The 17,969-nt window shown below is 38.6% G+C and carries 17 protein-coding genes and 7 tRNA genes; 5 read left to right on the top strand and 19 right to left on the bottom strand.

Features of this window, described 5'->3' with window-relative positions; all coding sequences use genetic code 11:
• Positions 1-608, top strand: a 608-nt coding sequence (locus I2D69_RS18410; protein WP_161330032.1) for a site-specific integrase, incomplete at its 5' end; no start/stop codon positions are given.
• 162 nt (positions 609-770) lie between these two features.
• Here I2D69_RS18410 and I2D69_RS18405 read toward each other — a convergent pair.
• From I2D69_RS18405 to I2D69_RS18375, 7 genes are all read right to left on the bottom strand, one after another.
• Positions 771-1,259: a carbohydrate ABC transporter permease gene (locus I2D69_RS18405; RefSeq protein WP_195380357.1), complete on the bottom strand. Its 489-nt coding sequence runs from the start codon at positions 1,257-1,259 to the stop codon at positions 771-773.
• On the bottom strand, positions 1,259-2,143 hold the full coding sequence (locus I2D69_RS18400; protein ID WP_173716997.1) for a sugar ABC transporter permease: 885 nt from the start codon (positions 2,141-2,143) through the stop codon (positions 1,259-1,261). The genes I2D69_RS18405 and I2D69_RS18400 overlap by 1 nt, the downstream gene beginning before the upstream one ends.
• A 235-nt stretch (positions 2,144-2,378) precedes the next feature.
• The gene (locus tag I2D69_RS18395; RefSeq protein ID WP_118581882.1) at positions 2,379-3,650 is read right to left on the bottom strand and encodes an extracellular solute-binding protein; all 1,272 of its coding nucleotides are present in this window, start codon (positions 3,648-3,650) and stop codon (positions 2,379-2,381) included.
• Between the two features lie 112 nt (positions 3,651-3,762).
• Positions 3,763-5,427 (bottom strand): histidine kinase, encoded by a 1,665-nt coding sequence (locus I2D69_RS18390; protein WP_195380356.1) that lies wholly within the window; start codon positions 5,425-5,427, stop codon positions 3,763-3,765.
• The gene (locus tag I2D69_RS18385; protein WP_195380355.1) at positions 5,417-6,979 is read right to left on the bottom strand and encodes a response regulator; all 1,563 of its coding nucleotides are present in this window, start codon (positions 6,977-6,979) and stop codon (positions 5,417-5,419) included. The genes I2D69_RS18390 and I2D69_RS18385 overlap by 11 nt, the downstream gene beginning before the upstream one ends.
• A gap of 250 nt (positions 6,980-7,229) precedes the next feature.
• A complete protein-coding gene (locus I2D69_RS18380) occupies positions 7,230-7,541 on the bottom strand; it encodes a hypothetical protein (protein WP_118581890.1) in 312 nt (103 codons plus the stop codon).
• Between the two features lie 384 nt (positions 7,542-7,925).
• Entirely contained in the window at positions 7,926-8,552 is a 627-nt protein-coding gene (locus tag I2D69_RS18375) for a lactate utilization protein (protein WP_173719142.1), read from the bottom strand.
• 212 nt (positions 8,553-8,764) lie between these two features.
• On the opposite strand from I2D69_RS18375, the gene I2D69_RS18370 reads away from it, so the two are divergent.
• Positions 8,765-9,502: a CHASE domain-containing protein gene (locus I2D69_RS18370; RefSeq protein WP_173719141.1), complete on the top strand. Its 738-nt coding sequence runs from the start codon at positions 8,765-8,767 to the stop codon at positions 9,500-9,502.
• On the top strand, positions 9,468-10,526 hold the full coding sequence (locus I2D69_RS18365; RefSeq protein WP_173719140.1) for a diguanylate cyclase: 1,059 nt from the start codon (positions 9,468-9,470) through the stop codon (positions 10,524-10,526). The genes I2D69_RS18370 and I2D69_RS18365 overlap by 35 nt, the downstream gene beginning before the upstream one ends.
• Before the next feature lie 362 nt (positions 10,527-10,888).
• On the opposite strand, the gene I2D69_RS18360 is transcribed toward I2D69_RS18365, so the two are convergent.
• On the bottom strand, positions 10,889-12,052 hold the full coding sequence (locus tag I2D69_RS18360; RefSeq protein ID WP_173719139.1) for a PucR family transcriptional regulator: 1,164 nt from the start codon (positions 12,050-12,052) through the stop codon (positions 10,889-10,891).
• A gap of 187 nt (positions 12,053-12,239) precedes the next feature.
• Between I2D69_RS18360 and I2D69_RS18355 the strand changes: the two genes are divergently transcribed.
• Complete coding sequence (locus tag I2D69_RS18355) at positions 12,240-12,398, top strand: hypothetical protein (RefSeq protein ID WP_195380354.1); 159 nt, start codon at positions 12,240-12,242, stop codon at positions 12,396-12,398.
• 53 nt (positions 12,399-12,451) lie between these two features.
• Here the strand turns inward: I2D69_RS18355 and I2D69_RS18350 are convergent, their stop codons facing one another.
• The gene (locus I2D69_RS18350; RefSeq protein ID WP_195380353.1) at positions 12,452-13,774 is read right to left on the bottom strand and encodes an MATE family efflux transporter; all 1,323 of its coding nucleotides are present in this window, start codon (positions 13,772-13,774) and stop codon (positions 12,452-12,454) included.
• A gap of 406 nt (positions 13,775-14,180) precedes the next feature.
• On the opposite strand from I2D69_RS18350, the gene I2D69_RS18345 reads away from it, so the two are divergent.
• Positions 14,181-15,536, top strand: coding sequence for an MATE family efflux transporter (locus I2D69_RS18345; RefSeq protein WP_195380352.1), 1,356 nt, complete (start codon positions 14,181-14,183; stop codon positions 15,534-15,536).
• Positions 15,537-15,592: 56 nt separating this feature from the next.
• Here the strand turns inward: I2D69_RS18345 and I2D69_RS18340 are convergent, their stop codons facing one another.
• The 10 genes from I2D69_RS18340 to I2D69_RS18295 form a co-directional block, all read right to left on the bottom strand.
• Positions 15,593-16,120: a hypothetical protein gene (locus I2D69_RS18340; RefSeq protein ID WP_195380351.1), complete on the bottom strand. Its 528-nt coding sequence runs from the start codon at positions 16,118-16,120 to the stop codon at positions 15,593-15,595.
• 238 nt (positions 16,121-16,358) lie between these two features.
• Positions 16,359-16,646, bottom strand: a complete 288-nt coding sequence (locus I2D69_RS18335; RefSeq protein ID WP_330382821.1) for a hypothetical protein — start codon at positions 16,644-16,646, stop codon at positions 16,359-16,361.
• A complete protein-coding gene (locus I2D69_RS18330) occupies positions 16,639-16,965 on the bottom strand; it encodes a nucleotidyltransferase domain-containing protein (protein ID WP_306797107.1) in 327 nt (108 codons plus the stop codon). Before I2D69_RS18330 ends, I2D69_RS18335 begins: the two co-directional genes overlap by 8 nt.
• A 321-nt stretch (positions 16,966-17,286) precedes the next feature.
• A tRNA-Leu gene (locus I2D69_RS18325) sits at positions 17,287-17,372 on the bottom strand.
• Between the two features lie 3 nt (positions 17,373-17,375).
• Positions 17,376-17,448: transfer RNA gene (locus I2D69_RS18320), tRNA-Val, on the bottom strand.
• Between the two features lie 34 nt (positions 17,449-17,482).
• A tRNA-Asp gene (locus tag I2D69_RS18315) sits at positions 17,483-17,556 on the bottom strand.
• Positions 17,557-17,575: 19 nt separating this feature from the next.
• Positions 17,576-17,649: transfer RNA gene (locus tag I2D69_RS18310), tRNA-Ile, on the bottom strand.
• A gap of 4 nt (positions 17,650-17,653) precedes the next feature.
• Positions 17,654-17,726 (bottom strand) — tRNA-Thr (locus I2D69_RS18305).
• Between the two features lie 79 nt (positions 17,727-17,805).
• Positions 17,806-17,877, bottom strand: a tRNA-Glu gene (locus I2D69_RS18300).
• Between the two features lie 18 nt (positions 17,878-17,895).
• Positions 17,896-17,968: transfer RNA gene (locus I2D69_RS18295), tRNA-Asn, on the bottom strand.
• Position 17,969: the final 1 nt, after the last annotated feature.

Below are 17,969 nucleotides of genomic sequence, written 5' to 3'. Positions count from 1 at the left end.
AGCAGGAAGAACGCCTGCTTGCCTTTATGGAAAAGGATAAGATTTACAGCAAGTATTATGATGAGGTTGTGCTTCTGTTGGAAACGGGACTTCGTATTTCTGAATTTTGCGGACTGACGACGCATATTGATATGCAGAACAAAATACTCAATATAGACCACCAGTTATTGAAAGACAGCGAAATCGGCTACTATATTGAAACGCCAAAAACCAAAAACGGAAAACGGGAACTTCCATTGACAGAACGGGCTTATCAAGCAATCCAAAGAATACTAAAGAACAGAGGAAAGGCACAACCGCTGATTGTAGGTGGTTACAGCAATTTCCTATTCTTAAACCGTGAGGGCTTGCCTAAGGTTGCAGGAAACTATGAGGGTATGGTGCGAGGGCTGATTAAGAAGTATAACAAATATCACACGGACAAGTTACCGAACATCACACCACATTCATTCCGACATACTTATTGTACAAATATGGCAAACAGAGGAATGAACCCAAACACCCTGCAATATCTCATGGGACACGCCAACATAACCATGACACTTGGCTATTACGCACACGGTACATTTCAATCTGCAAAAGCAGAACTGGAAAGACTGGCTTGTTAATATCGGAGCGTATATTTACTACTCATTTACTACTTTTGGTTGCATTTTCATGCTGGTAAATGCCAGCTTATGCAAGGTATCTTCCGAAAAGAAAATACCGATAAAGCCCTAAAATACGGGATATATCGGCATTTACCAACTTATGAAAAGATAATCAGAAATTTAGTAAGTTTTTGCTTTTAAAAAAGTAGCAAATGGAATATTGATAGCAATATCAATAAAAATAACTGCTGTCAGCGTATTCATTAGATCCAGGCTTCTTACCAGCTTGTACAGACCAAGAACTGCCATCTGGTATGGAAACATCATTCCGGAAAGAATTACCAGAAAAATAATTTTTGTAATTTTACTTTTCTCTTTACGGTTTAAAACATATCCACACATGGTACTGCTCATCACAATGCCAAATACCGCACATACTGTAATAATAAGAGTATTTCCAAACGCTCTTGGATACTGCATTTTTTCAAACGCATTGATATATGGTGTAATATCCCAGGAAGACGGAAGTGCCATCGGCTTTGCAGCCGCTTCAGTTCCTGACTTAAACGTAGTAACAAGCAGATAATAAATAGGAGTTAAAACAATAAACGTGATAATTAGCAAATAAACATGCTTCAAAATCTCCATAATATTTTTTTTCGTTTTCATCAGTTTAAATACTCCTCCCATTTTTTAAATATTCCAAGCATTACAGCGGAAACAACCATTGTCATCAACAGAAATACAATTCCAAAAGCGGATGCATAACCGAAATTTCCATCTGAAAATTTTGAGTACATCAATGTCAGAATAGTTTCTGTCTGATGTGCCGGACCTCCGTTCGTAGTTGACAAGACAAGATCAAATACTTTCAGACCTGAGATAGTGCTTGTTACAAAATTAATTTTTATGGCAGGTGCAAGCCCTGGTAATGTAATATGCCAAAACTGCTGCCAACTGTTAGCTCCATCCACAGAAGCAGCTTCATAAAGATCTCCACTAATACTTTGCAAACTTCCTATGTAAATTACCATAGACCATCCAAACCACTGCCACACTGAAATTGCAATTATGGAAAATATAGCGATTTTTCCATTTCCGAGAAAGTTGATTTTTTCAAATCCCAGTTTCAAAAGCACCTGGTTTATCAAACCATAATCACTTGCAGACAGGATATATTTCCAAAGATATCCAACAACCAAGGTGCTTAATACTGCGGGTGCAAAAAAGATTCCTCGGTAAATTGTTCTTCCTCTTAATTTGGAATTCAGAAGCACTGATACAGGAAGAGAAATTAAACTTTGAATGGATACTGTAAGAATTGCAAATACCAGGGTATTCTTTAATCCTTTCAAAATAATTCCATCTGCCAAAAGCTGTTTATAATTTTTCAGTCCTGAAAAAACAATATCCGGCGAAAAATTAGTCCAGTTATAAAAACTGTATTTTGTAGTAAAAATAAGCGGAATGATAAAAAACACAGAAAATATAGAAACCGCAGGTATTGCCATGATAATATATGGCAGATTTCGTTTTACATGATTGGCATTCATACTCTCCTTGCCCTCCTTCTTTTTATATTTCTATTATAAATTTGATTTTTTTCTCCATAAATCCAAAAAAATTTATATGACTATCGTTTTTTTTATATCCATTTACTTTTGTTAATTCTATTGATAACAGGAAGCTCTATTGCACAAAAACAGATCCTGCAAAAAGCTCATTTGCTAAATGCAGGATCTGTTTAATAAATTATGAATAATTTTAAATTTGTTAAATGATTACAATTTACTCATATCTGATTGAGTCAGCTTTTGTATCAATAGCTTTCACAAGATCGTCTCCACTGATGTCTCCGGAAATAACACCCTGAAGCTGAGCAGTAAACTCATCAAACAAGGACTGACTTGGGAGATTTACACTCCATCTGTCAGATGGGAATGCAATATTTCCATTGTTAATAATATCTGCAACATATTCATACTCTTCCGGCATCTGAGCCTCAACTCCGCTTCTATAGCTGGTTCCGCCAACATTTGCATCAGCAAATGCCTGCTGAACTTCAACGGAAGCCAATGCTGTTAAAGCAGCTTCTGCACCATCGTGATTTTCCGTATTTACATTAATACCGAAGCATGCAGCTGGTCCACCTAAAACGTATTCATTTTCTCCTGTTTCGCTAAGCTGCGGAAGCATTTTAAAATTAACTCCGGATTCTTTCAGCTCTGTATACTGCCATGGACCTCCATGAAGAAAAGCCACTTCTCCATTTTTAAAGCTATTCAGCATTTCCTGGCAGGAAATTCCCAGAGATTCAGAAGCGATCAGTCCTTTTTCAACTAATGTACACCATTTATTAACACAGTCGTTAATATGTCCGTCCATAGTTACTTCGCCCATTGCAAATTTGGTGTCAAAATCTGTTCCATCAGGGTTTGCTTCTTCATTGTTGTGATAATAAGAATTTTCCAGATACCCCAGTAAGCTGGATGTTGCAGTTGAGTCATCCGCAATCCCAAAACCATATGCAGTATAGCCTTTTTCATTAATAGTCTCGCAAGCAGCTACAAACTCATCAAATGTTTTGGGAATTTCCACCCCACATTCCTCAAGAATCGAAGCATTACACCAGATTCCGGAAAACCATCCATAGGAAGGAATTCCATAAATTTTTCCATCAGCACTGCAAAGCGACATTCCAGCCTCATTAAACTCTTTTACAAAATCGTAATCTGAAATGTCTTCCACGTTACCAGCTTTGATTTCGGCTGGATAGTTTGTTCCATCCATAATAATGTCTGGGCCTTCTCCAGATGCAAGCTGTGTGCTAAGTACATTATTATAATCAGTATTTGCAACATATGTGTACTCAATCACATACTTCCCATCCATCTGCTCATTTACCTTTTCCAGAATAGGATTCATGTCATCCTCATCATACCATCCCATCAAGGTTACCGTCTCTGCATCATCCGCCATAACCAGATTGGAACCGCCTCCAACTACCATTACTGATACAGTGCATGCTGTAAGAAACATGCTAATCACTTTCTTTTTCATTTTTTTGCTACCCCTTTCGTTTATTTTTAAGTTGCTTTAAGTATAACGTTCACAGGATACGAAAAAAATAACAAAAAACTTATCTCATTATCAAATTTTTAAGATTTATATCCTATACTTTTCGTTCCAGTGTAATAAAATCTCTTCGTAATTTGATTATAGAGGTAGTTCCTCCCGGACCTGCAAAAATTTCCACACCGTATCCTTCCCCACACAGAATACGAATTCTCTTGTCAACATTGCTTACCCCATAACCAAATTCTTCATGGGACATTTTTCCCTGACCAATTTTTTCATACAACTTAAGTCCATTATCCCTGACAGTCATATAGAGTTCATTATTTTCTGCATAAATCTCAATGGATATTTTTCCTCTTTTTTCTCTCATGCAGTCAATGCCATGCTCAATTGCATTTTCCACCAGAGGCTGCAAAATAAAAATTGGAACCATCTGATTTAAAAGCGAGGGCTCAATTTTATACTCAACATCGAAGCCTTCATCGTGCGCCATAAGCTGCAGTTTCACATAGGCCTTTATATTTTCCACTTCTACATTCAAATGGTCTACGTTTATGCCCTTGTTAAGAGCAGTCCTGTAAAAAGTAGCCAGTTCCGTAGTTATCTCGTAGATTCTGTCTTCCCCTTTTTCAATGGCTATCCAATTAATTGCGGAAAGATTGTTATAAAGAAAATGCGGGTTAATCTTTGACTGAAGCAGATCCAGTTCCAGACTCTTTTTATCCAGCTTCGACTTGTATACTTCATCGATAAGCGTTTGTATTTTCCGCAGCATTTTATTAATATTTCGAGCCAGTTCCCCGATTTCATCCTGGGAACTTTCTGCTATCTGAATCTCAAAATTTCCATCTTTTACTTTCTTTACATGGTCAATAATCTGATACAAATAGTGCAGCAAAGATCTGGCACTTTTATTAACTCCTATAAATCCCAGTAGCAACAGTAGAACCACAATCACAACAGAGCCAATGATCCTTGGATGAAAAGCACTTGAAAAATAAGAGTTATCAATTCTGTAAATAATTTTCCAATCAGTGTCTTTTAAATCTCTTTTCTCTTCATAACCGACATTATTTTCGTCAACTTCTCCCTCATTATTGTATCTCAACAACACTGCCTGACCATTTTTCACCTGAATATCTACTGGCATTTCCGAAAACATAGAAATGCTGTCAGAAAAGACTTTTTCTTTCACTTCTGCCCTAAGAACACCATATACCCGGTTGGGAAGACTCATGGCAATTCTACGTGTTATAAAATATTTTCCATTTTCATTCCACCATAAGGTATCCGCGCTGTTCCAACTCGCTTCATACCAGCTGTCATCTTCCAGGTCGGAAGAGTTTTTGAATACTGCATCATTATTGGAAATCCTTTTATCGGAATAAACCTCCATCTTCGAAAAATAGCTGTTGGAAAGCCAGGCGTTATAAATCAGGTTATTTACATTTGAAGTCATCTGGATTCGTTTCTTATACTCAGAATCATCTAAGCCGAGAAATTCCCTTAGTACACTGTTGCAGGTCACATATAATACGGATTTTTCGCACATCTTTATCTGATTCTCAATATTCAGATGGTTCCGCTCAATGGTTTCTTTCGCTTCCAGAAGCTGCTGCTCCTTGATAAAATTTGTAGATGAGTACAATACAAATATCTCCAGAACCAGCACAGGAAGCATAACTAACAGCGTGTAAATGATCCTTACTTTATTCAAAAATGATTGTTTGTTGATTTTTTTTGCTATCCTATTCACCATTTTGCACCCTTTCCCTGTACTGCACCGGACTGCAGCCTTCATGATTTCGGAAAATAGAAATGTAGTAAGACACATTCAGGTATCCTACCTTCTCCGCCACATCACTTACTTTCATATTTGTCTGACGCAAAAGTTCTTTTGACTTTTCAACACGATACCAGGTAATAAATTTTACCAGATTTTTTCCAGTTTCCATTTTATATAAAGTACTTAGATAGGCAGAAGATACCTGCAGCTGCTCTGCGATATACGATACATTTAAATCACTTTCACTGTATTTTTCATAAACCAGTTCTTTTGCCATGTGGACCAGGCGGTTTTCTTTTACCTCTTCTTTTTTCTCTTCCTGCATTTTATCCAGAACGTTTTCGATTATCTTATTTACCTCTTCCAGTGTCCTTGCCTGATATATTTTCTGAATACAGGGTACCATGTCCACATTAGAGTCTGTATACTCGCTGATCTGCTTCATCGCATCCGTAAAAGTATATTTTACATAAATTGAACTAAAGCCAGTCTGCTTCATTATATAGGCAAATACTTTCACAAATTCCTTCTTTATTCCGGAATAATCCTGCATTCTGGCGCAGTTAAATATCCTTTCAAAATACAGGGAAAGCATATCATTTTCCTTTTTTAAAAAATAATCTTCATCATGAACCAATACCATACTTTTGGATACGAAAAATTGATAGTCAAGCTGGTCTTTCAATTCTGTATATTCTTTTTTCAGTTCTGTAAGACTTTCGGTCTTTTTTCCCAGTACAACAAAAATGTTTACCTGATATTTTTTCTGGGATTTTTCAATCAATATCTCACATTCTTTTTTCGTTTCTGCTGTCCGATAAAAATCTCTTTCCCGGATCAATAACACTACGATCTGGTTATCTGTGTTTGTAATGATCACAGTTTCTTTTCCAAAATATTCTCTGATATCTTTCAGGTACTCTTCCCATTCAATAGAAAACAAATTAGAATAACAGGAAATAATTACAGGTATACAGATTTTTTTCTGCACAACACTGATGAATTCATTTTCCAGAGTTTCCCAATGATTTAAAGTTCCCTCTTCCAGTTCTTCGGACTCCAGATAATTAAGCAGATTCCAGCTCAGTTTTTGCTGTGCGGCCTCTTCCTTCGCCTGTATGATATCATTTCTATTTTTCTTTTCGATCTCTTTTTCCTGGCAGATCTCTATGATCTTTTCAAAAAGAGCCTTAAACGCATCCAGTTTAACTGGCTTCAAAAGATATTCCTGTACCCCTAATGAAATGGCATTCTGTGCATATTCAAATTCACCATATGCACTGTAAATAATGCATATTGGATTCAGCCCTCTTTTCTGCGTTTCACGTATAAGCTGGATTCCATCCATATAGGGCATTTTTATGTCTGTGAGCAGAATGTCAAAATGATTTTTTTCCATTATTTTCAGCGCATCTTCTCCGTTTTGCGCAAATGCTGTTCTTAATGGAAACCCAAACCTTTTTAATAAAAGCGCAATTCCTTCCCGCTCTTTCTTTTCATCATCCACAATCAAAATATTGTACATAAACTCACCCCTCCATACATATATTTACTCAACTTTATTTCATCATAAAAGAAGCTTTATGTAAATACCGAAAAAATTACCTGAGTATCAATTTTTTATACTACGATACAAAACTTCTAATACACAAAAGAGTTACTATTTCCGCAAGTATCCCTGCACGCAGGTGATGTCATGCTTATAGTAACTCTTTTATCTTTATAACAATATTTGCATTTTAATGCGCTAAAGTTATAGTTCACTTATTTCACTTTTACAAACTTCCACTTATTGCAGCAGTTCCATTCAGCATTCCCATCCCCTGCAGTAAGCTTATAGTATCCCTTATCCCAGCTGCATAAGCAAGATCTGAATATCTCTCGTCCCGGGTCTGCAGGCAGGCGATGTAATCATCGATCACACGCTTTACAGTGTGGGATAATTGCAACTGGTCATATCGTTCCTCCAGATACTTCAGATCCTCATTGTCCTGTCTGATGTAGGAATCATTTTCATCCACCCGCTGCTGCTCCATCACCATTTTCTCAATGTTCTGAAGCATAATCATTTTTGTTGTCATTTTCATTATTGATTTCCTCCTGATATGTACTTATAGATCACGGTTCATTGGTAACGTTTTCCCGAATCACACAAGCTGTTCTTCTGTGATTCCAAGCTATTTTAGGGTTACAATTTAAGCAGTGATAAAAAATCCATTTTTCTCACACTTACCGTCATTATTCTACGTTTTATATCAGGATTTTGCAACAAAAATCGTCCGACAACTTTCCCTATAATTCGACAAAAGCGGCCGAGAAAGCGTGTATTTACGCCTTTCCTGGCCGTTCGTTGACTTGCTCTTTTGGAGTGTGTATTGAAAAAGACATTCTGCAAAGTGGGGCGTGCAGACTGCGGAAATGATTTTTCAAGCACGCTCTAAGCTATGCCCTATTATAATAAAGCGCACCGTTTAAAGTCCAAGGATATCGTTTACAAGAATAACATGTATTCTATCTTTATGCCTGGAATATCTTGTAATCAGAAACTGACAGCAAATCGTATCCGGAGATTTACAGTCAAAGCATTTTCCTGCAGTTTTGCAAGGTGTCTTCACCTCAAACCTCTGTGCATTCGCCGGAGCTGCCACATTTCTTGCCCGCTTCATAGCTGCATCAAGATCTGAACAGACCTTATTCATTCCCACAATGAAAACCACCTTCTTCGGTCCCTGGGCAATACAGGAAACCCGATTGGAATTTCCATCAATGTTTACCATAATACCATCACTGGTAATGGCATTTGCGCTGGAAAGAAATACATCCGCATCATACGCTGCCATCAGGCTTTCTCTTGGTGACATTTTCGCACGATTAATATAATTATAATTTCCATCCTCCAACGCCTTGATCAGTCCGATCTCATGAGCACTTGTGCAGCCACCCATGGCGATACTGCTGCCCTCCGGGATCAGTTCCAGCGCCTGCTTTACAGCAGCTTCTCTGTCTGCGGCGTAATAACCTGACATATTGCGGGATTCCAGCCCTTTGATCACATTTTGAGCCAGTACTTCATTTCTTTTTTGCATATTAATATCCATTGCTTGCTCCTCCTGACATTATTTTAGTATAAAATAAATTATAAGCCAAATTTCATTCTTTATCAACTTCCGACTTGACTCATTTTATCTTTCGCCAGAGCGTAGTAAAAAAATATATTGTCTTTTTTTTCAGAAAATTTATTTTCTTTTTAAACTTCTGTGATATAATGCATTATCATAAAAAATCCGACAGATAAAACGAGGTAAATCAGGTGAAGAAAAAAACACTTGTGCCTCTTATCATTTTTTTACTGGGCATATGCCTTGTTGGTTTCATTGTATACAAAACAGACACCCACGAGAAGAACGAGAGACACATAACAGCACAATTAAACGCAACAACCTATGGGGAACGCATAAAAAATGAGATTGCGAGTGGAATTGAGATTACGGATGCTCTAAAGCAGATCCTGATCAGTGAAAACGGAGAGATTAATCAGTTTGACACGATTGCTGAAAATCTTATGTCTGCTTCTATTGAAAGCGTACAGCTTGCTCCGGATGGTGTTGTGACAGATATTTATCCGGCTGAGGGAAATGAGGCAGGTAAAATTGATCTGATTCATGATAAAGACCGTGGAGAGATTTCCGGTTACGCACGAGACAATCACACAGTCATTACACAAGGCCCTTTCGAATTGAAACAGGGAGACTATGGAATTGCTGTACGCAATCCGGTTTATCTGACGGATACAAACAAACAAGAGTATTTCTGGGGATTTACCATTGTTATCCTGCGTGTTCCTGATATTTTCTCAGACTCGATTTATGCTCTTTCAAATTTTGGATATGAATATAGAATTTCAAAGACGGCTTCTCCCTGGAGCGACACTTATAAGGTTATTTATCAGTCAGATGGTTCGTTAACCCAGCCGGTCTCTTATGATTTTAAAATAGGCGCAGAGAACTGGAGATTTGAAATACCCCCCCCAAAGCGGATGGCGAAATAATACACTTATAGCTGTAGTCACCGGTTTTTTTCTTGCCGTAATCCTGCTTCTGACAGTTCTTACCCGGGTATGGCTGGTGTCCAAAGAAAATAAAAACAGATTTCAGATACTGGCACACACGGATTCCCTTACCGATATTTACAACCGCTATGGATTTGATGAAGCAGCAGAAAAAATCATCGCCCAAAATCCGAAGACACATTTTGTGGCTGCACTTTTTGATATCGATGACTTTAAGTTTATTAATGATGTCTATGGGCATGCTTACGGAGACAGGGCTTTAAAGAGTCTGGCAGACAACATGAAAGCTTTTTTTCCACCAGATGTACTGCTTGGAAGAAACGGTGGTGACGAGTTCTGTATTCTTCTGCCTGATTGTACCTTGGAAAAGGCAGACGCAAAGCTGAATCAATTCACCAGACTGCCTAAGACCTTCTCGTACAAGGGAACAGAACATCACTTTTCTATTTCTCTTGGATATGCGGAATATCCGGCATTTGCCTCCAACCATTCACAGCTTATGCGCTGTGCAGATGCAGCCCTTTATGAAATAAAGCTTCACGGAAAAAACGGATGTATGGCTTACAGAAAAGGCCTTCAGTCAGGAGTCCGCAAACAGCTGGGATTTGCGCTTAAGGATGTCTCGGAGCATCTTCCTGGTGCATTTATCATATACAGAGCAGACAAAGAAGATGATGAGCTGTTCTATGCCAACCAGGAGTTTCTTCATATGACCGGATATAAAGATATGGGCGAACTCTTTCGACTTACAAACAAAAGCTTTCATAACCTGATTCGGGAGGATGAGCAGAAACAGATAGAAGCAAGCATCTGGGAACAGATTGACAGTGGTAATGAAAATGACTATATTCATTTTCATCTTCGAAAAGCTGACGGCTCTTACCTCTCTGTGCTTGACCATGGAAGAATCGTAGAAAGCCAGCAATACGGAAAAGTATTTTATGTATTGTTTATGGACTGGAAGGACATGCATATTCATTACGGTGATAAATTTTCCAGATAATAGAAAAAATACTGTCTGGTAGGAATTTTTGCATTCTATAAACCTACGATTTCATCATCAATCTGAGAGGTTTACACAAAGTAATTTACACTCCGCCCTGTTGCATAAAATAATGCAGGTCTGAACAAGACCTGCATTATTTTATGTGCTTTTCACACGTATTTCCCCTTCATTTTATCCGCTTTATCTTCCCAAAATCCGGTCCAGATTTTCCAGAATTACATCAACATTGATTGGTTTTGCAATATGTCCATTCCTTCCTGCCTTGATTGCTTTTTTACAATCTTACTTATGTAAAAAAACTGCTTCTATATATACGACTGCGCTACACTATGCACAAGAAAAACATTACTGCGCAATACTTATATCTGCCCATGCATATTTCTGATATAAAATGCAATCTGATAGGGCAGTCTCTCTTCCGGCGTTTTCAACTCATTTCCCAGAATTTTCCTGATATTTCCGATACGGTACAGCACCGTATTGCGATGCGTATACAATTCTGCTGCCACAGCCTGAATACTTCCATTATGCTTCAGATATGACTGAAGAGTTTCCACATAACCGGCATGATATCTTCTGTCGTATTCTTCCAATGCTGCCAGACATTCTGTTTCCATTTCCTTCAGTATTTCTTTATCTTTCACCATATAAAGCAGACGGAACAACCCGCAGTCATCAAACTTTACCACCTGCTTCTTTTGTGTCATCGCTATGTGTGCTGCCGCCTTCGCTCTCTGATAGCTTACCGAAAGCTGGGAAATATCCATACATCTGCTCCCGATTCCCACGCACAATTGCAGTCCAGGCATACGTCTTTTTCCTCTTTTTATGGCACCCTCTACAAGGCGGCACAAATACTCTTCCGAAAGCGCATTCGCTACCAGCACAAAATCAGAGTTGTAATAAAAAAAGCTTCCATTGTGAGTGATATCCTCCAGATATACCTGTATTCGATAAGACAGCTTTTTTCGCTCCACTGTGTCCATGGAGTCCAGCCCCTCACAAGTCATCAGCAGCACCTGAAAGCTTCCATCTACATCAAAATACTGTAATAAATCTTTTCTATATGCATCCTGATTATCCGGAGTCTCAATAGCTGCAATCAGGGCGGATGCGATCTGCTCATCTGTAGTATCCTGCAAAAATACATGAATACTGAAGTCTTTTATCATATCTGATAAATGCACTTCCCAGGGCACAGTCAGTAGCGGAAGGTCATTTTCATCACAGTATGCTTTCAATTCTTCCGGCACCTCATAAATGTACTGTCCCACATTGATAACAAGCCCTGATGCATGATACCGGTTCAGCTGCTGTGCCAGATGCATCCAGTCTTCTTTTTCCGGAAAGCCAAGCCCGGTTGTCACTGCAAGCTCCTTTCCCCAGAAATTCTGTATGATCGTTGTATCCTCCAGAAGATGTACCCAGCTGATTGAATTGGACCATCCATTTTTTCCGGCCAGAAACTTCATTTCATATCTTGTTTCTGCTGTCAGCATCATATCCTGTATTGTAAAACTCATAAAACCTCCCTTTTTGTTACCCTAACCCATTCTGTAAAATGTTCAAATTTTTCCTTTATTATATCATATATTTTGTGTTGGCAGCACATATTTTCCACTTGATTTTTAGAATCCGCCCCCATAGTTTTTCCTTAATTTTGTGCTAGAATATAAGTAACTTAAAAAACAAATTAAAGGAGGCGTGAATATGAAATTCGCAGAATATACAAGTTCCCTGGATGCACTTCCCGTTCCAGAATGGATCATATCAGAACGTTATATGTATTGTGACAATTTTATAAATGACTATACGAAGACTCGGCATTTTGATCTTCTGGCTTTTGTCAAACGTCTCTTTCGCAAATAATATGCACTTCTTTTCATAAAAAGGACATCCGTTTTTTCAGGATGTCCTTTCTTTTACTTTTTTCGGTAAATTCGAAGCATCAAAGGTGTCTCTACAAGCAGCATGGCAATCCATCCTGCCAGATAGGAATATGGCAGTGCCTCAATACCAAAATTCCATAACAAAACCATCGGTGCCGCTGCAATGACACGGACTGTCATATTGGTAAAACTGCTCATCAAGGTCACCTTCAGATCTCCGATTCCACGGAAAAAGCCCTGAAGCGAATTTGTGATAGCGGGAAGAATATACATTCCCGCAATCAAGTGGAGATAAACCACTCCATGTCCGATAACTTCCTCATCTTTTACAAATAATGACATCAATGGTCTGGCAAATCCCAGACAGATCAGCATAACTGCTGCTCCATAAACAAGCTCCAGTATCATTCCACATCGGAAGCCTTCCCTCATACGGTCATTTTTTCCAGCTCCTTTATTCTGAGCCATTAATGCGGTCATCGCATGGGCAATATTCTGTTCCGGTGTGATGGCAAAATCATCAATGCGATTAACCACTGCAAAGGCTGCTGCTACCGATACTCCCATTGTATTAACCAGTGCCTGTATTGCGATTTTTCCCATCTGTACAGTTGCCTGCTGCATGGCAGATGCCCACCCGTAAGCAATGGTTTTTTTCAAAAGCCTGGCATCAAAAACCAGCCATTTCTTCCCAAGCCGAAGAATTGGTACTTTTTTCTGTATATAGATAATACAAAACAGACAGCAGAGCGCCTCACTGAGTACTGTGGAAATTGCACATCCATTACTTCCAGCCTTTAATACAATAACAAAAAACAGGTCTCCGAAAATGTTCAGAATTGCACTGATAATCAGAAAGTACAAGGGGGATGCACTGTCTCCCAATGCCCTTAAGGTGCTTGAAAAAAAGTTGTATAAAAATGTAAACATTAATCCCAGAAAAATAATCCGCAAATATTGCACTGTCATACTCATAATAGATGGATCCACCTGCAATAACAGCAGAATGGGTACAGCAAATATTACACAAACCAATGTGAGAAAAAATGAAAAAAACGCACCAGACAACAGAGTTGTACTGATTTGTCTATGCAAAGTCTCATAATCTTTCGCTCCATACTGAATCCCCATCAGGATACTGGCTCCCATACACAATCCGTTCAGAAATAGTATCATCAACGTACTGACCGGATTACAGATTCCCACAGCCGCCAGGGCCTCCTTTCCTACAAAATGCCCTACAATAATGCTGTCAACTGCATTATAGGTCAGCTGAAACAAATTTCCCAAAACAAGAGGCACTGTAAAATTAACAAGAATGGGCATGATTTTCCCAGTAGTCAGATCTTTTGTCATATTCTCACACTCCCAACCAAAAGTTTTGCACACTCACATTTTAGCTAAAAAAAAGTAATTTCACAATGTCCTATTTTAACATTTTATATAGCATATTCTAATCGGATATGTTAAACTATAATTTATCACTTTCTCTGTTTCATTGATTGTAATAAAATGATATGAGTGTCAAAAGGTCTTTTGACACTCATTTGATACCCGGATTGCTACGCAGCTACGCTGCTCCCGCAATCCTCCAAAACATTCGTAATCCGCTCATTTTTCTTTGAAAAATGGCTACTTACTCATGTTTTTGGCGGGTCAAGAGGTCAAAAAGCCTCTTGCAAGCAAGCTTGCATCGGCTTTCTGACCTTTTGACCCTGGTATCATCATATTATAAATTGTAAGAACTAAGGAAAACTGTAACATGCTAAATAAAAAAGATTTCTTAAAATATGCATCAATATTGGCATTTCCAATTATGATTCAAAATTTGATTTCAACATTGGTGAATATTGCTGATACTGTAATGCTTGGATATGTAAGCCAGACTGCCATGTCGGCTTCATCGCTTGCTAACCAATATACTTTTATTCTTTTTTGTCTATATTATGGTATGGCCACCGGTACTTCCGTTTTGTGTGCCCAGTACTGGGGAAAAGGTGATAAAAAGACTGTAGAAAAGATTCTCGGCTTAGCAGAGCGATGCACCTTAATTATCTCTCTGATATTTTTCCTTATCTCCTTTTCCATGCCAACTACGGTTATGAAGATTTTTACAGACAATCCTGATACAATTGCTGCTGGAAGTGAGTATTTGAGGGTACTTTCATTTTCACTTATGTTTATGGGATTCTCTCAGGTTTTTATGAGTGCCCTTCGAAGTATCGGAAAGATAATGCTGCCTTCTGTTACATACATTGTCTCCCTTTGTGTCAATGTACTTTGTAATGCCACCTTCATCTTTGGCTTATTTGGACTTCCAAAGCTTGGCGTTACCGGTGTTGCTCTTGGTACTGTGATTGCCAGAATCGCAGAGGTATTGATTTGTCTCATCTACTCCTTGAACAAATCAAATGTGAGATTCCGAATAAAATACTTCTTTGCGAAATCGGGGATCCTGTTCCAGGATTTTATGAAAATTGCAACTCCAGCCGTAATAAATGACCTCGTCTGGAGCTTTGCCAGTTCCGCATTCGCAGCAATTCTTGGGCATATTGGTAATGATATGGTTGCTGCAAATGCCGTCGCTGTTATGGTGGTAAACATTGGTGCTATCGCCTGTCGGGGTTTTGCCAACGCTACTACCATTATTATCAGTCAGGAGCTGGGGAAAAATCACATTGATACAGCCAGAGAATATGGGAAACGGATGCTCAGAATAACCATTATTGTAAGCCTGATCGGATGTGCCGTTATTCTGGCGATTCGCCCCCTGATACTGGATTTTTATCGGGATAAGCTGACAGAAACGGCCATTTATTATCTTGGCGTTTTTATCATTATGACGACCTGGCGTCTTGTTGGAGAAGGTATTAATACCTGTCTTATATGCGGCTGCTTCAGAGGTGGTGGTGATTCCAGATTTGGAATGATCGTTGATTCCATATTTATGTGGCTTGTAGCAGTTCCTCTCACATTTCTTGCCGCATATGTTTTTAAACTGCCGCCTATCTGGGTATACTTTGTAATGTCTTTGGATGAACTTGAAAAAATGCCTGTGGTATTTATTCACTATTTCAGAAGAAAATGGCTTACAAACATTACCAGAGATTTTGATTGATCCTACTTATTCACAATTATAAAATGCTCCCTTCTGAATGACAGGTTTTTGTTCTTTCACATTCCTGCCCAGTAGGGAGCATTTCTGAATCCTATGATCTTATTCTTTTTTTTGACGGTCAGCCCTATACTGTAAACAGAGGCTATTACAATGATAAAGCCTAATGGAATTGCCACACAATAAAACACAAAATTTACCAAATTGTTATATGGGCGGAGTTTATAAATTCCTTTTGAAGTCCGATAAACCTCGACCTTAACTTTATCACCAACGTATACTTTCTGATTATAGGTTTCTTCTCCTTCATAAGCTTTTCCATCAACCTCAAATGCCAATTTGGTCCGATATTTTACTGATCTTGAATTCTTTTTATTTTTGTCTTTATCATCACTGTTATCAATCTCACGGCAGGATTCTACAACTGCAATAACCTCTCGTTTGTCTGTAGTGTTTTTGTACTCCTGGCTTTCAATTCTGTTTAAAATCATACCATATATTCCTATACCACACATGGCAATGCCCAGGACGAAACCTAATACCGAATATAATATATTGTTCCGCTTCTCTTTTTTATCCTGCTTCATACACATCCTCCGCAAAACCTGTTTTTGTTTTCGATTCTTGTAAAGAACACATATTGGAAAAAATTCTCCTTCCATTGACCATGTATTCTCTATACTAATAATAATCCATCCAAAACCGGTTTGCACTATTACTTGTGCCAGTAAATGAAGAGAAAATGTTATTGCTTACTTTGTCCACAAAAAACACCTCGCGGAACGTTGCCAGTGACTTCACATGTATCTATCCAGACAGTCAACTCTACAGCTCTCCGAGTCTCTCTCTCAAATTTTTTCGTGCTTCAGTTGCACTCATAGTTTTGGCACCATCTATTCTTTCCCACTCAGCCTGAAGTACTCTGGCACGTAACCGAAGTAACTGTTCACGCTTTTCATATGTATCAATACTCTTAATTACCATATCTCCCTCATCATTTTGGGTGATATAAATAGACTCGTTGGTTTCTTTTAAACAATAGTCAGCTACTTTCAGACTATCATCAGCTTGTGTAATTCGATAATTGCTTAAATCTTTTTGTCTCTCATCCAATTACAATTCCCTCCTTCTCTACATTATCATAAAACGGCAATGCTCCCAGCCAGTATCTGTAATGTGCTTCATTCTCCAGAACTGGATTTATTACAATCCCTGACTCCAGTTCTAGATCAAACGCCAGATCAAAAATACTGTTTTCGACCTGCTCTATTTCTTCTTTTGAAAGAGGTGTTAATATCATAACATCAATATCCGAATTTTCCTTATAATCTCCACGGGCATAAGAACCATAGACAATAAGTTTGGATAGATTATTTTTTAATATTTTTTTAGTCCCTTGTACAAATAGCATTAATACTTCCTGTCTAATCAAGTTGCTACCTCCTGTCAGATTCTTTTCATCTACAGTAATATTTTAATAATATTGCAGCTGACTACGTAAAGCAAGCTATTATTTTACTTTTATTTTTGAAAGCGCAACCTTTGAAACTTTCAAGCATGGAAATTCCAGTTTCCAGCTATAAAAAAAGTGAATATTATACCAGAATATTATTTTGAAGCTGCTTAAATATTTTGTATCTGCTGTCAAATCTGATGTCAAAATCCATTTTGGGGTTAAATAAGAGGTGTTCCAGAAGGGTGTAAATATATCCAGACATCAAAAAAACCCTTGAAAATCAAGGGTTTCAGGTCATGCCGCAGACCGGAATCGAACCGGTACGGGTATCACTACCCACGGGATTTTAAGTCCCGGGCGTCTGCCAGTTCCGCCACTGCGGCATATGGGACCTATAGGGCTCGAACCTATGACCCTCTGCTTGTAAGGCAGATGCTCTCCCAGCTGAGCTAAGATCCCATAATATTAAATTAGTGTTAATTTTCAACAGCAGCGACCCGGAAGAGACTCGAACTCTCGACCTCCGCCGTGACAGGGCGGCGCTCCAACCAACTGAGCCACCGGGCCAGAAGAATATTAAATTAAATGGACCTTCGGGGACTCGAACCCAGGACCGACCGGTTATGAGCCGGTTGCTCTAACCAACTGAGCTAAAGGTCCAAAAAGCCGATGATCGGACTCGAACCGATAACCTGCTGATTACAAATCAGCTGCTCTGCCAATTGAGCCACATCGGCACAATACTTATAAACTGTATTATACACCAAATGTCAGAGTAAAGCCACACCAAATTGCCATTTTATTTAATTTTCTCAGTGACTCCAAGGGGATTTGAACCCCTGTTACCGCCGTGAAAGGGCGGTGTCTTGACCGCTTGACCATGGAGCCTAACATTTCCATAAAAAACTCCCCCTGTTGGACTCGAACCAACGACACTTCGGTTAACAGCCGAATGCTCTACCGACTGAGCTAAGGAGGAA

Source organism: Ruminococcus sp. D54t1_190329_F1 (genome assembly GCF_015551645.1).
Classification (GTDB): Bacteria; Bacillota; Clostridia; order Lachnospirales; family Lachnospiraceae; genus Blautia_A; species Blautia_A faecis.
Note: the sequence above shows the minus strand (reverse complement) of the source record. Positions and strands in the feature narration are given on the sequence as shown.